We start from the raw sequence: 14419 nt of genomic DNA on the forward strand, positions 1-14419 counted from the left end.
CAGGATGACCGCCGGAGCCCATGCGAATGACGGAAGGCTCGCCGATAATATCGTCTTCTTCGCCCGTGCCCTCAGGCGGGCGGGACTGCGGATCGGTCCGGCCGCCATCGCCGACGCGATCGGTGCCGTGAAGCTGATCGGCATCGGCTCCCGCGGCGAATTCTATGCAGCGCTCCAATGCACCTTCGTCAAGCGGCATGAAGATCAGGCCGTATTCGACGAGGCGTTCCGGCTGTTCTGGCGCTCGCCGGATCTGGTGAACAAGATGATCGCGCTCATGTCGCCCATTGCCATGCCCCGCTCCGGGGAGGATCGGCGTCGGCGCGCCGGCGAAGAACGCGTCCGTGATGCGCTTCTTGCCGGCCGGGACGGCGCGCAACAGCCAAGCGAAGCGCCGGAGGTGGAGGTCGACGCACGCTACACGGTCTCGGGGCGCGAACTCTTCCGCAAGGCGGATTTCGGCCAGATGACGGCCGCGGAGATCGCGGAGGCAAGAAAGGCATTGTCCGCAGTCCTGCTGCCGCTCGACCGGGTACGCACGCGCCGCTATCGACGCTCCCACCGCCCGGTGCGGATCGATCCGCGCTCCACCATGCGAGATGCCATGCGGTTCGGCGGGGACTTCATCCTGCCGCGCTTTCGCGAGCCGCGGCTCGTCCATCCGCCATTGGTCGTGCTTGCGGACATTTCCGGATCGATGAGCAAGTATACCCGGATATTCCTGCATTTTCTGCACGCCCTGACCGAACAGCGCCATCGTGTCCATACTTTCCTTTTCGGGACGCGGTTGACGAATGTCACGAGGCAGATGCGCAACCGCGACCCCGACGAGGCGCTGGACGACTGCATCGCGGCAGTCAAGGACTGGTCGGGCGGCACGCGTATCGGAGAGACGCTTCACGAGTTCAACCGCCGTTGGTCGCGCCGGGTGCTCGGGCAGGGGGCCGTTGTCCTCTTGATGACCGATGGGCTCGAGCGCGACGATACGGCCGAACTGGAGATCGAGATCGATCGCCTGCATCGCTCCTGCCGCCGTCTCGTCTGGGTCAATCCGTTGCTGCGTTTCGACGGTTTCGAGGCGCGCGCCCGAGGTGTCAGGGCCATGCTTCCGCATGTCGACGAGTTCCGCCCGATCCACAACCTCGAATCCGTCGCCGATCTGGTGAAATCGCTGTCCGGGCGCGGAGCGCGCGATGCCGATCCGCGGCGCTTCCTGAACCATGGACGGCCGGCCGTTGACCGCGCGCCGGCGAATGCGTCACAGTGATGTGACTTGATCCGATGCAGGATCATCGCCTGAGTGCAATTTTCGGAGTTGCAGCATGCAGAACGAGCCGAACATCCTCGATCCTCTGGAGGTGGCCGAGACCTGGCACGGCCAAGGTCGCTCCGTGGCTCTCGCGACCGTGATCGAAACCTGGGGTTCCGCGCCCCGTCCCGTCGGCAGCCATCTGGTGATCGACGGCGAAGGCAATTTTCAGGGTTCCGTTTCCGGCGGCTGCGTCGAGGGCGCGGTTATTGCGGAGGCGGCCGAGGTGATTGCGTCCGGTACGCCGCGGGTTCTCGAATTCGGAGTGGCCGATGAGACGGCTTGGCGCGTCGGCCTTTCCTGCGGTGGCCGGATCCGCGTCTATGTCGAACGAATTGACGGCTGAACGATGGAACTGAGCACACTGCAGACCCTCAATCTCGCCCGTGCGTCGCGGCGCGCCGCCGTCGTCGTCGGGGATCTTTCGGACGGCAGCAGTCACGCTTTTGTCGAAGGCGATCGCATTCCCCCGAATGGGCCGCGCCCGTCTCCGAAGCGCTGCACTCGGGCCGGCCCCGTCTTCTGAAGGTCGAGGAAAGGGCGTTTTTCATCAACGTTCATCTGCCGCCCCCACGTATCGTCGCGATCGGCGCGGTTCACATTTCGCAGGCATTGGCGCATCTGGCGCCGGTCGCAGGGTTCGACATGGCGGTCATCGATCCGCGTACCGCCTTTGCAACGGCCGAGCGTTTCCATAGCGTCGAGCTTCTTGCAGACTGGCCCGAAGACGTTCTGCCCGCTCGACCGCTCGACCGCTATACGGCAGTCGCCGCTCTCACGCATGATCCGAAGATCGATGACTATCCGATCAGGGCGGCGCTGGAAGCGGGATGCTTCTATGTCGGCGCGCTTGGCAGCCGCAAAACCCATGCGGCTCGGACCGAACGCCTGCAGGCGCAAGGGGTGCAGGGGGAGGCGATCGCACGTATCAAGGCCCCGATCGGCCTCGATATAGGTGCCGCGAGCCCGGCCGAGATTGCGGTTGCCGTGCTGGCGGAAATCATCGGGGCGTTGCGGCGTCGCGACGTGAACCTGCCGGTGGAGGGGGCCAAGTGAGGTTCGGACCCGTGCGGCTTGCCGATGCCGAAGGCGCTCTCCTGGGCCATTCGGTAAAGATCGGCACAATGAAACTGGCGAAGGGGCATCGCCTGAGCGCCGACGATGTCGCGGCACTTGCCGAAGCGGATCTTACGGAGATCATTGTCGCGAGGCTCGAGCCGGACGATCTGGCGGAGGACGAAGCCGCGGCGCGCATAGCTGCGGCGATCGCCCCGGATCATCTGCGATTCTCGCGGGCTGCCACGGGCCGGGTCAACGTCTATGCTACCGTTGCCGGTCTTTTCGTTGCCAATCGCGCCGTTGTCGATCAGCTGAACCGTATAGATCCGGCGATCACGCTCGCCTGCCTTGCCGATCATGTTGCCGTCGACGCGGGCGACATGGTGGCTACGATCAAGATCATCCCGCTGGCGGTACAGCAAGCGCTCGTGGAGCGAGCGCAGGCACTGCTTCGGGCGGATCTGGCCTTCGAAGTCAAGCCGTTCACGCCGCGGCGCGCGGCCCTGGTGGCGACCGAGCTGCCTTCGTTGAAGGGCCAGGTGATGGACAAGACGCGCGCCGTTCTCACCGCAAGGCTCCTGCAATCCGGCAGCCGCCTCGATAGCGAGCAACGCGTGGCCCACACCACCGAAGCGGTCGCCGCCGCGATCTCGGACGCTGCCGTTTCGCACGACCTGATCATCGTCTTCGGCGCTTCGGCCGTGGCTGATCCGGACGATGTGATCCCTGCCGCCATCCGGCGCGCGGGCGGCGTCGTAGAACACGTCGGAATGCCGGTCGACCCGGGCAATCTGCTCGTGCTCGGGCGGCTAGGGGATATTCCGGTCCTGGGTGCTCCCGGATGTGCACGAAGCCCGCGAGAAAACGGCTTCGACTGGATTCTCGATCGATTGATCGCGGGCGAGTGGCCGAGCAATGCCGACATTACCGGGCTCGGCGTCGGCGGATTGCTCAAGGAAATCCCGACGCGTCCGCAGCCTCGGGAAGGCACCGGCGGCAAGCGGCCGGGTCCCGTCTGGATCGTGGTGCTCGCAGCCGGCCAGGCGAGCCGGATGGGGCCGGATGGCCGCCACAAGCTGCTTGCGGAGTTCGAGGGCATGCCGCTCGTGCGCCGGTCGGTGGAAACCGCCATCGCCGCGGCTCCGGGCAGAGTGATCGTGGTAACAGGGCATCGGGAGGCGGAGATCCGGGCGGCACTCGCGGGGCTGCAGGCCACATTCGTCTCGAACCCCGATTACCCGAGCGGGATGGCGGCTTCGCTGATTGCGGGTCTCTCCGCCCTCGATGCCGACGCCGGCGGGATGCTCGTCATGCTTGCCGACATGCCGGGCATCACTTCGGCACACCTGGCGAAGTTGATCGCTGCCTTTGAATCCGAATCCGGCCGTGCCGTGGTGCGTGCCGTCGCCGACGGGCAGCGCGGCAACCCGGTCATTCTGCCGAAGGAGACCTTCCATGCCGTCCGTCAGCTCGTCGGCGACGTCGGGGCGAGGCACATCGTCGAGCGCTGCGGCTTGCCGGTGATCGACGTCGAACTCGGTGCTGCGGCGCGTCTTGATCTCGACACGCCGGAGGCGATAGTGGCTGCCGGCGGGCTATTGAGGGATTGAGCGATGGACAATGCGGCAATCGAGGAGATTTTCGAAACACTCGGCCCGGTCAAGATTCGCCGCATGTTCGGCGGCAAGGGCATCTATTTCGACGGCATCATTCTTGCGTTGGAAGTGAACGGCGAAATTCTTTTGAAGGGCGATGCCGAATCGGCGCCGGCGCTCGAGGAAGCAGGCGCGCGGCAGTGGACCTATGAAGGCAAGGGCAAGCCGGTGAAAATGCCCTATTGGAGCATCCCCGAGCCGGCTTGGGACGACCCGGATGAAATGGCGCGCTGGGTTGGACTTGCCTATGCGGCCGCGCTCAGGGCGAAAAAGTAGGGTGAGTGGCGGGGTTCAGGCGAGCGCCCGCACCGCATCAGCCGCAAATCGGGAGAGAGGCTGGGGCAGGGCGGTCAGGTCGAACCAGCGGATGTCGGAGAGCTTGTCCGGCTCGGTGAGACGCGGCTCGCCGGAAAAATTTTCCGTTACATAGATCAGCGAGATCCAATGTTGCCGATCGGCTTCGATCATCTGTTCGCTGATGCATAGAAAGCGGGTCGAATGGATGGAAAGGCCACTTTCCTCCTCCGCCTCGCGTCGGGCCGCATCCTGCGCGAGCTCCATATGATCGACTTTACCGCCGACGATGCTCCAGTGACCGGCTTCCGGCGCCTTCAGGCGTCGGCAAAGGAGGATCTTTCCATCCCGCAGGATTGCCAGACCGCAGCCGAGACCGGGGAAATCGATACCGGGCAGTGCCATCAGCGGAGAATCAGGCCTTGCCCATGATCAGCATGAAGGCCGGAATGTCGTCACCGAAACCGACCGGCGTCGGACCGTCGTCATGATCGCGGCGGTTGCGCTGGCGACGGTCGCGATTGTCGTCATTGGCTGCATTCTGCGCGCGGCCGGGACGGTCGCTACGGCCGTTATGACGATCCTTGCTGTCGGCATTGCGTTCGATCTTCACCGCGTCGACCCTTTCCGGGACTGTTTCGAGTTCTTCTGTATTATTGCCTGAAGCCGTGACAGGTTTGCGATCGGCGTGAACCTTGCCGGGACGCTCCCTCTTCCGATCCTTGCGCCCGTCGCTGCCGCGGTCGCGACGGCTGTCGTGGCTCTCCATCGGCTCGGGCAATTCCGAAAGGTCGCCGTTGAACCATTCGACCTTCTGGCCGATCAGTTTCTCGATGGCATCGGAAAACTTCGTCTCGCGCTTTGTGATGATCGTGAAAGCGGCGCCGGAGCGGCCAGCACGGCCCGTTCGGCCGATGCGGTGGACATAGTCTTCAGCGTGGATCGGCACGTCGAAATTGAAGACATGGCTGACGTCGGGAATGTCGAGCCCTCGCGCCGCGACGTCGGAGGCGACCAGAAGCTTGATGTTGCCGTCCTTGAAATTGGCGAGCATGGCCATGCGTGAACGCTGATCCATGTCGCCGTGCAGCGCGCCGACCGAAAAGCCATGGCGATCGAGCGAGCGGAAGAGTTCGGCGACATCCTTCTTGCGATTGCAGAAGATGATCGCGTTCTTCAGGTCCTCCTGGGACCGAATGAGTTCACGAAGCACCGCGCGCTTCTCGTAATCCTTGCCGTGTGCGGCTACGAAACGCTGCGTAACGGTTATGGCCGTCGAGGACCGGCGCGCCACCTCGAGCCGCTCCGGATTCTGCAGGAAGCGATCCGCAAGCTTCTGGATTTCGGGCGGCATGGTCGCGGAGAAGAACAAGGTCTGGCGCGTGAAGGGAATGAGCTTCGCGATTCGCTCGATGTCGGGAATGAAGCCCATGTCGAGCATGCGGTCGGCCTCGTCGATGACGAGGATCTCGACCCCGGTCATCAGAAGCTTGCCGCGCTCGCAATGGTCGAGCAGGCGGCCGGGCGTGCAGATCAGCACATCAGCGCCACGCTCGAGCTTGCGGTCCTGCTCGTCGAAGGAAACTCCACCGATCAGAAGCGCGATGTTGAGCTTGTGATTCTTGCCGTATTTGTCGAAGTTCTCTGCAACCTGCGCAGCGAGTTCGCGCGTCGGCTCGAGGATCAGCGTACGCGGCATGCGTGCGCGTGCGCGTCCCTTTTCCAGAAGGGTCAGCATCGGCAGCACGAAGGATGCGGTCTTGCCGGTTCCGGTCTGGGCGATGCCGAGAATGTCGCGGCGCTGAAGCGCCGGCGGGATGGCACCGACCTGGATCGGTGTCGGTATCGTGTAGCCCGCATCGGTAACTGCGGAGAGAACTTTCTGGCTCAGGCCAAGGTCAGCGAAATTGGTCAAAGGGGAAACTGTTTCCGTTCCGGTTCTGATGAACTCTGATCGATCGTTGGAAAATGCAGCAGCATGTGGCGGCGCTCATACGACCAAAGGCGCCGAAAGTCAAGAAATCCAGCACGTTGAAACACTGGAAGTTGAATCCACCCGATTCTCATGCTTTTCGCGTCAGGCGCGGGAGAGGTAGCGGCCCGCACGCCCATTGTCAATCGAGATAGCCGGCGAGCTCCGTTCCGGCCCTCAGGAAGCGCGCCGGATCGACGGCGTGCCCGTTCAGGCGAACCTCGTAGTGAAGATGCGGTCCCGTCGACCGTCCGGTACTTCCCGACTTGGCAATGACCGCGTCTGCCTTCACCACATCTCCGACATCGACCAGGATGGCCGACAGATGTGCATAGCGGGTCGAGACGCCGTTGCCGTGATCGATTTCGATCATGTTTCCATAGCCGCCCGCAGAACCCGCAGCCGTTACGGTGCCATCGGCGGTCGCGCGGACTCGCGTGCCGGTCGGTGCGCGAAAGTCCGTCCCCGCGTGCAGCGCCGGCCGGCCGAGAAACGGATCCAGGCGATTTCCGAAGCCGCTGGAGACATCGGCTGCCGGCGCCGGGCTGGCGAGAGGAAGTCTTTTTGCTGCGTCACGGGTCTGCTCGAGCTCCAGGAGAGCAGTATCGAGACCGACCAGGAACCGATCGAATACGTCTCCGTCCTGCGGTTCGACGAAGGGACCGCCGACACCGGCTTCCGCGACCGTATCCTTGGCGAGCGCTTCGTCGGCTGCGGGAAGCGTGAAACCGGTATCCTCCACGATCGCCCTGATCGTCGCGGACGTCCTTAGTGCGCTGTCCGTCATCTGCCGGAGATGCGCCATCTGTTCGCGCTCCACGCCCTTAAGCGAAAGCGTAACATTGGAAAACACCCGGTCGGTTCGGTCGGAAGCGCTTTCGCCATCCACATTCCCGGAGGAGACGGGTGCATAGCCGAGTACGGCGGAGCGGGGAGGCCGGTCATCATCCTTGCCGGCAATACCCATGATCGTCTCGATGGCCTTGACGCCGCTCCGAGCTTCTGCGCGCCCGTCATAGGCCAGCGGTTCCGTCGCCGGCAGAGTGTTTTGCTGTCCGGCATGATCAAGGGCCGTACCGTTTTCCGGGAGTGCGCCGAACTGGCCGCTTCTCGAGGTCAGTGCCAGCTGCCGCTGCAGAAGCTTCTCGACCTTCTGCTCGACAACCTGCTGATCCAGCAATTGCCGGCTCGTGACACGGTCCACCTGCGCTCGCAGTGCAGCGATCCGGTCCTCGTATTCATGCTGCATGCGCGCCTGCCGTGCGATCGTTCCGCCGATCAGGTCGTCGCGAAGCACCAGATACGTGGTTGCGGCGAGATATCCTGTGCCGAACATTCCCAGGAAACAGATGGCCAGGGTCGTCATCCATGGGCGGACAGTCATGTGCCGGACCCTGTCGCCGCTCGCCAGGATCAGGACGTGACTTTGCCTGCGTTTGCCGAAGGCGTTTACCGAACCAACAGACACCACATCACCCCCGCCGATGCGCCCCAGTTGCGCGTCAGTAGACGCGCTGCGCCGTAGTTCGCGTTGCTCGACGGCAATTACACTTTGTTAGGGTTAATAAAGCGTGTGTGCGAGACGCTATCTCAGATGTTGGTGGAGGCGGTCATCGATCGGTAGAAGGAGGGGGTCAATCCCGCCTCCGCCCGGGCAATGTCGTTGAACGGGGGTTTGAGCGGTCCCCGGAAATTCGCCCGCACGAGCGTTTGAAAGGTGGCGGCGGGGTCCTTCTTCTGCCGGGCGCAGAGAAAGCGGAACCATTTCGCTCCGACCGCGACGTGGCCCTTCTCGTCTTCGTAGATGACGTCGAGGACGGCAGCGCTCTCATCGTCGCCGGTCTCCCGCATCTTCGCACGCAGTGCCGGAAGTCACATCAAGGCCACGGGCTTCGAGAATCAGCGGAACGACGGCCAGGCGGGCGGTCAGGTCGTTGCGCGTGTCGTGCGCCGCCTGCCAGAGGCCGTCATGGGCGGGAAGGTCGCCATAATCTGCGCCGAGGTCGTTCAGCCTTTGCCGTACCATGCGAAAATGCTTGGCCTCTTCGAAGGCAACCTGCATCCAACCGTCGAAGAAGGAATTCGGCACCGGCTCGGATGCAAAGCGTGCGATGATGTCGAGGGCCAGATCAACGGCGTTCAGTTCGATGTGGGCGATGGCGTGCAGCAGAGCGATGCGCCCTTTCAGCGAGCCGAGCGAGCGCCGCTTGACCTGGGTCGGTGGCGTCAGAACGGGTCTTTCCGGGCGGCCGGGCCGTTCGGGCACGGCGCGGTCCAAAGGCGAGCGCAGGGACAGCGTTCGCGCCTGCCAGCGCCGCGCCGCCTCCTGCGCAAGTTCGGTCTTGACGGCAAGATCGGCGGCACGGATCGCTTCGACGGCGGCGCCGCGCAGGCTGTGGAATTGCGGAAGTCGCGTCATGGTCTTGCCGTATCTGCTCAAAGCGCCTTTGCGGCGGCCAGAACCTCGTCGGCGTGGCCGGGGACTTTGACCTTTTCCCAGACGCGGCTGATCACGCCCTGCCGATCGATCAGGAAGGTGGTCCGCTCGACGCCCATGTATTTGCGGCCGTACATGCTCTTCTCGACCCACACGCCGTAGGCGTTTGCTACAGCCTTGTCCTCGTCGGCGCCAAGGGCGACCGTAAGGTCGTATTTCTTGGTAAAACGATCGTGGCTCTTGGCCGAATCGGGCGATATGCCGACGAGCGCAATCCCCGCTTCCTGGAATTCCTTCTGCAGAGCCGAGAAGGCGATAGCCTCCTCCGTGCAGGCTTTGGTATCGTCCTTCGGGTAGAAGAACAGAACGATCGGCTTTCCGCGCAGCGCAGCGAGCGAGATCGAACCGCCGCCATCACGAGGGAGTTCGAATTCCGGGGCGATATCGCCTTGTCCCAATCCTGCCATGATCAAACCTTTCTTACGTCACGTTTTGTGGGCATTCCGCGGTTAATGCATGTCCCAAAATCGTGCAGCGTCTTCGGGATCGAATGCAGTGCGCTTGAGGCATATCGGAGATCGCCGAAGTCCGTCCAGAAGAGTTGTGGTAGATTTGACAGGTGCCGGACGGCTTCGTAGCTACTGTATGATCCTTTAACTCGGATTCGAGTGGAGGTGAAATCGTGCTGGCTCAATGCCACAAGCGATCTTGCGCGAAAGGGGAAATGGCTAGTCCACTCGCTCCCGCGAGAGGCGAAGCATGTTGATTTGGTTGGACGAGTATCGATCTAAATGGGGCGAATGAAAGACCCGGCCATCGCTCACGTGGCAGCGGCCCGATGGGAAACACGCAATGGGGCGATCAGGTCGGACGCTCGGGCCGATGACTGAAATCCGCGGCGAAAAAGTCGACTTTCGCAGAGAGGACATCGTCGCGCTGCACGCGTTGCCCTCGGCCCAGGCGCACGACCCGGTCATTGTGCACACGCCCCGCCCGGGCGGGGCGTGGCGCTTCTGCGCACGGCTTTTCCTGTGCTGTTCCCTCCTTGTCTTCATCGCCGTTGCTTCGCTCGTCGCCATCATAGAAAGCGGGGTCGTCGACGGACCGTTGAATGCCCGGGCACGCAACGCGCTCAACGCCGCGCTCGGCCAGGGTTACCGCGCCGATGTCGAAAGCACAGTCATCCGCTTGACAGGCGGCGGCGCAATTGCGCTCAAGGCGCGCGGCGTGACTTCTGAAGGAGAGCGGTTCGGGCCGGCACCTCGCCAAGCTCGGTGCGATCTCGATCGCCCTCGATCCCTTCGCGCTGGCGACCGGCCGCATCGACGTCTCAAGGCTCGAAGCGGAAGGAGGCGAACTCGACACCGGCCTCTTGCCGCGCGGCGAGCCGATCGATCTCACCGCCATCCGCATCGCAGATGTGGGTAACGCGCTTGAGGAGCTGTTCGCGCAGGGCGACCGGATGTCACGGTTGACCGCGGGGCGGGCGACGCAGACCGTCGTGCTCTCGGATTTCAGCCTGAAAGTCAGCGGCGTCCGGGGGCGCGTTGTTCCCGTCGAGATCAAGACGCTGGAATTCAGCCACGATCCGGACAGTTCGATGCGCGTTGCCGGTACGATCGCAGTCGATGGGACAGAGTCGCTGCTGACGGCAAAGGCTCTCGGCAACAATGGGCGCATTGCTGCCTTCGAGGCCCGCCTCGACGCGCTCTCGCTCTCGCCGTTCCTCTATCACGGGAAATCGGCCAGGGAGGAGGCCTTCGGCATCGAGACCACCGCCGATGTGACGCTCAACGCGTCTCGCGCGACGGACGGCAGGAAGCCTGCACTTACGGCAACCGTCAAGACTTCCAAGGGCTCATTCCACGCCGGCGGTCTCGTCTCGACTCTCAATTCCTCTGACCTGAACCTCTCCTACGATTTCGAGCGGGCCTCCGTCGAAATTCTATCGTCGATGATCAGGATCGGCCGTTCGAGCTTCCCTTTTACCGGCGCCCTGATCGACCTCGACAAGATCGCCGGCGCCGATCGCAAGGGCTTTGCGGTCGATCTTCTGCTCAAGAACGCCAGTTCCGATCCCGAAGACATTCAGGAGCGGCCGCTTGCCTTTGACGCCAAGGCGAGCGGCCGATTCGAGTCCGACGCGCACCGGCTGATCTTCGATCAGCTGGCAATATCGAGCCCGCTCGGTTCCATGGCGGGCTCGCTCTCGGTCGCCTTCGGCAAGACGTCGCCAAGGATCAGTTTCGCCGCACTCAGCGACAGGCTGCATGCCCGGGCGGTGAAGCAGCTGTGGCCATGGTGGCTCGCGAAGGGGGCTCGCCGCTGGGCGATCGGCAATCTCTTCGGCGGGACGGTGAGCGATGCACGCATCGAGGTCTCGATACCAGAGGGGCGCATCGCCAGCAGCGGCGGTGAGTTGAGGCTCGACGAAAAGGAGCTCAACATCAACTTCGCCATCGACGAGACGCGCATCAACATCGCCGGTGAGATCCCGCCGCTGCGCGACACGGCCGGGCACTTCAGCCTGAGCGGCGAGCGCATGTCCGTTGCCGTCCGGAAGGGCGCCGCCTTTTTCCCGTCCGGGCGGTCCGTCGCCTTGAACGGCGGGGATTTCGTTATCGCCGACGTCTATGAGAAGCCGCTGATGGCGGAAATGAAGATCGAGGTCGCCGGACAGGCGGACGCGATAGCGGAGCTCGTTCGCTACAAGCCCATCCAGGCCCTTCAGAAGACGCCTTTCGCGCCGGAGGATTTCGCCGGACCTATGACGGCGCTGGTGGGCGCGCGGTTTGGCCTCATATCCGACCAGATGCCGCCGCCACCGCTGTGGCAGGTGGAAATGCAGCTTGAGGACGTCACGATAAAGCGGCCCATAGCGGGACGATCGATCGCCAATCTCGACGGTAAGATGCGGATCGACAACGAGCGTGCGGTGCTTCAGGCGAATGCCCTCATCGACGGTGCGAAGATGCGTGTCGCGCTCACCGAACCGGTGGACGGCTCGGCCGGTGTGACGAGAACGCGAGAAATCTCGGGGACGCTCGACGATGCGGCGCGGGCGAAAATCGCCCCGGCGCTGTCCGGCATCGTAAAGGGGCCCGTCGGCATCGACGTATCGCTTGCGGAAGACGGCAGTCAGGCGGTGAAGGCCGACCTCGGCAAGGCCGTCCTGTCGCTTCCCTGGATCGGCTGGAGCAAGGGGGCGGGCATCGCCGCACAGGCGGCGTTCACAATCCGGCCCGTCGGCAGCATCACGGAAATAAACGACCTCCGGCTCACCGGTGAGGGTTTTGGCGGCACCGGCGAATTGCGCGTCGACGAATCGGGTCTTGCAGCGGCGCGGCTGCGCGGCGTGCGCCTCGCAAGCGGAGACGATTTCGCCGTCACGGTCGGGCGCAGCAATGGAGGCTATTCGGTGGACCTGACCGGCACTGCGGCTGACATCCGGCCGGCGCTCGCCCGCGTGAAGAGCGGATCGGGGTCGAAAGGGTCGGGCAATGTGAAGATCAATGCGCGGCTCGATCGGGTTACCGGCTTTAACGGCGAAGTGCTCTCGAATGTAAACCTGGCCTATTCGAGCCGCGGCCAGCAGATCGACGATGTCGATCTTTCTGCATTGACTGCAAGCGGTCAGGCCGTCGTCGCCAGACTGGTGAAGGCCGGGGCGGACAACACACTGGAACTGACGACAAGCGATGCCGGGGCTTTCGCGCGCTTCATCGATATCTATCGCAATATGCGCGGCGGCCTCCTCAATCTGCGACTGCGTGATCGCGGGGCAAATTCCTGGCGTGGGACCGTGGATATCCGCAAGTTCTCGCTCGTCGGGGAGCAGAGGCTGCAATCGATGGTCTCGACACGGGCGGGGCAGGACGGGCGCAGCCTCAATGAGGCGGTCCGGCGCGATATCGATGTGAGTACGGCTCAGTTCGAGCGTGGTTACGCGCAACTCCTGCTGGATCAGGGCGCGATCCGCGTCGGCAGTGGGGTCGTCCGCGGCGTCGACGTCGGCGCGACGTTCCAGGGTACCGTCCGCGACTCCAACGGCCGCATGGACATGACGGGAACGTTCATGCCGGCCTATGGATTGAACCGGCTCTTCGGTGAGCTGCCGCTGATCGGTGTCCTGCTCGGAAATGGCCGTGACCGCGGTCTGCTCGGCATCACGTTCAAACTCACCGGTCCGTTCAGCCAGCCGAATCTGACGATCAACCCGCTGTCGATCATAGCGCCGGGCGTCTTCCGCAACATTTTCGAGTTTCAATAAAAAGGCCGGCGCTGCGGCCGGCCTCAGGTTCCCATTGCCTTGTCACCCGCTCACACGGGCCGAACGAGCAGGTGCTTCTTCTTGCCGAGCGAGAGCTTGATGACGCCGTCGCCGGTCACGTCGCCGCTTCCGATGATGCGGCGTTCGTCGCTGACCTGATCGTCATTGATCCGGACGGCGCCGCCCTGAACATGGCGGCGCGCCTCGCCGTTCGAAGCGGCCAGACCGGCGCGGACCAGAAGCGTCAGCAGGCCAAGCCCCGATTCGAGTTCGGGAGCCGGGACCTCGACCGAGGGCAGGTTCTCGGCAAGCGCACCTTCCTCGAAGGTCTTGCGCGCCGTCTCGGCGGCCTGCTCCGCCGCCGCCCGCCCATGCAGCATGGCGGTGACCTCGGTTGCCAGAACCTTTTTGACCTCGTTGATCTCGGAACCGCCGAGCTTCGACAGCCGGTCGATTTCAGCCATCGGCAGCGTCGTGTAGAGTTTGAGGAAGCGGGCGACGTCGGCGTCCTCGGTGTTTCGCCAGTACTGCCAGAACTCGTAGGGTCCGAGCATATCCGGATTGAGCCACACGGCACCGCTCAAGGACTTGCCCATTTTCGCGCCGGAGGCCGTGGTCAGCAGCGGCGAGGTGAGGGCGTAGAGCTGCGGCGTTCCCATCCGGTGGCCGAGATCGATGCCATTGACGATGTTGCCCCACTGATCCGAACCGCCCATCTGGAGCCGGCATCCGGTGCGCTCGTAAAGCTCGACGAAGTCGTAGGCCTGCAGGATCATGTAGTTGAATTCAAGGAAGGACAGCGACTGCTCGCGCTCGAGCCGCATCTTGACGCTGTCGAAAGACAGCATGCGGTTCACCGAGAAATGCCGGCCGACGTCGCGCAGAAATTCGAGGTAGTTGATGCCGAGCAGCCAGTCGGCATTGTTGATCATCAGCGCGTCCCTGGGGCCGTCGCCGTATCTCAGGTAGTTCGAAAAGACCGTCTTGATGCTCGCTATGTTGGCGGCAATCGTTTCGGGCGTCATCAGTTGCCGCGCCTCGTCCTTGAAGGACGGGTCGCCGACCATGCCCGTGCCGCCGCCCATCAGCGAAATAGGACGGTGTCCGGTCGCCTGCAGCCAGTGCAGCATCATGATCTGAATGAGCCCGCCGGCGTGCAGGCTCGCAGCCGTGGGGTCGAAGCCGATATAGGCGGTCACGGTTTCCGTCCGGAACAGCTGGTCGAGGCCGGCATCATCCGATGTCTGATGGATGAAACCGCGTTCGCTGAGAGTATGAAGGAAATCGGACTTGAACTCGGACATAACCTGTCTCTTTCGGCTGGGTAGAACGTGTGCGCCGGGCCTTTATCACTGTTTCTTCGAAAGTGCACGTTTTTGCTTGGCGGGTGTTTTGCTATGAACGCAGACGCGGGTAGGAAGCG

At 63.4% G+C, this 14419-nt stretch carries 9 protein-coding genes and 3 pseudogenes; 6 read left to right on the top strand and 6 right to left on the bottom strand.

All coding sequences use genetic code 11. The features are described 5' to 3' along the window. Nucleotides 1–4 precede the first annotated feature (4 nt). From N0Q91_RS08770 to N0Q91_RS08790, 5 genes and pseudogenes are all read left to right on the top strand, one after another. Nucleotides 5–1267 carry a vWA domain-containing protein gene (locus tag N0Q91_RS08770; protein ID WP_275597866.1) on the top strand — a complete coding sequence of 421 codons (1263 nt, stop codon included), beginning with the start codon at nt 5–7 and terminating at the stop codon, nt 1265–1267. A 55-nt stretch (nt 1268–1322) separates the two neighbouring features. Beyond that, nucleotides 1323–1655 carry an XdhC family protein gene (locus N0Q91_RS08775; RefSeq protein WP_018095058.1) on the top strand — a complete coding sequence of 111 codons (333 nt, stop codon included), beginning with the start codon at nt 1323–1325 and terminating at the stop codon, nt 1653–1655. 3 nt (nt 1656–1658) lie between these two features. Next, nucleotides 1659–2365: pseudogene (locus N0Q91_RS08780) on the top strand (XdhC family protein). Next, nucleotides 2362–3978, top strand: a complete 1617-nt coding sequence (locus N0Q91_RS08785) for an NTP transferase domain-containing protein (RefSeq protein WP_275597867.1) — start codon at nt 2362–2364, stop codon at nt 3976–3978. The pseudogene N0Q91_RS08780 and the gene N0Q91_RS08785 overlap by 4 nt, the downstream one beginning before the upstream one ends. 3 nt (nt 3979–3981) lie before the next feature. Then, on the top strand, nt 3982–4299 hold the full coding sequence (locus N0Q91_RS08790) for a TfoX/Sxy family protein (protein ID WP_100673164.1): 318 nt from the start codon (nt 3982–3984) through the stop codon (nt 4297–4299). Between the two features lie 15 nt (nt 4300–4314). Here the strand turns inward: N0Q91_RS08790 and N0Q91_RS08795 are convergent, their stop codons facing one another. The 5 genes and pseudogenes from N0Q91_RS08795 to N0Q91_RS08815 form a co-directional block, all read right to left on the bottom strand. Then, a complete protein-coding gene (locus tag N0Q91_RS08795; RefSeq protein WP_100673165.1) occupies nt 4315–4722 on the bottom strand; it encodes an NUDIX hydrolase in 408 nt (135 codons plus the stop codon). Between the two features lie 10 nt (nt 4723–4732). Then, on the bottom strand, nt 4733–6232 hold the full coding sequence (locus N0Q91_RS08800) for a DEAD/DEAH box helicase (protein ID WP_100673166.1): 1500 nt from the start codon (nt 6230–6232) through the stop codon (nt 4733–4735). Between the two features lie 199 nt (nt 6233–6431). Further along, nucleotides 6432–7757, bottom strand: coding sequence for a M23 family metallopeptidase (locus N0Q91_RS08805; protein WP_275597868.1), 1326 nt, complete (start codon nt 7755–7757; stop codon nt 6432–6434). A gap of 122 nt (nt 7758–7879) precedes the next feature. Further along, nucleotides 7880–8708, bottom strand: a pseudogene (locus tag N0Q91_RS08810) (ferritin-like domain-containing protein). 17 nt (nt 8709–8725) lie between these two features. Beyond that, nucleotides 8726–9193: a peroxiredoxin gene (locus N0Q91_RS08815; RefSeq protein WP_275597869.1), complete on the bottom strand. Its 468-nt coding sequence runs from the start codon at nt 9191–9193 to the stop codon at nt 8726–8728. Between the two features lie 385 nt (nt 9194–9578). Here N0Q91_RS08815 and N0Q91_RS08820 point away from each other — a divergent pair. After that, nucleotides 9579–12996, top strand: a pseudogene (locus N0Q91_RS08820) (YhdP family protein). Between the two features lie 50 nt (nt 12997–13046). Here the strand turns inward: N0Q91_RS08820 and tyrS are convergent. Then, a complete protein-coding gene (gene tyrS / locus N0Q91_RS08825) occupies nt 13047–14300 on the bottom strand; it encodes a tyrosine--tRNA ligase (protein WP_275597870.1) in 1254 nt (417 codons plus the stop codon). Nucleotides 14301–14419 lie beyond the last annotated feature (119 nt).

Source organism: Sinorhizobium prairiense, from assembly GCF_029201645.2.
Lineage (GTDB): Bacteria > Pseudomonadota > Alphaproteobacteria > Rhizobiales > Rhizobiaceae > Sinorhizobium > Sinorhizobium meliloti_A.

What these genes read in the sequence shown, in the direction of transcription:
- N0Q91_RS08775 (WP_018095058.1), top strand. Translation starts at nt 1,323, where the DNA reads ATGCAGAACGAGCCGAACATCCTCGATCCTCTGGAGGTGGCCGAGACC.
- N0Q91_RS08795 (WP_100673165.1), bottom strand. Translation starts at nt 4,722, where the DNA reads ATGGCACTGCCCGGTATCGATTTCCCCGGTCTCGGCTGCGGTCTGGCA.
- N0Q91_RS08770 (WP_275597866.1), top strand. Translation starts at nt 5, where the DNA reads ATGACCGCCGGAGCCCATGCGAATGACGGAAGGCTCGCCGATAATATC.
- N0Q91_RS08815 (WP_275597869.1), bottom strand. Translation starts at nt 9,193, where the DNA reads ATGGCAGGATTGGGACAAGGCGATATCGCCCCGGAATTCGAACTCCCT.
- tyrS (WP_275597870.1), bottom strand. Translation starts at nt 14,300, where the DNA reads ATGTCCGAGTTCAAGTCCGATTTCCTTCATACTCTCAGCGAACGCGGT.
- N0Q91_RS08790 (WP_100673164.1), top strand. Translation starts at nt 3,982, where the DNA reads ATGGACAATGCGGCAATCGAGGAGATTTTCGAAACACTCGGCCCGGTC.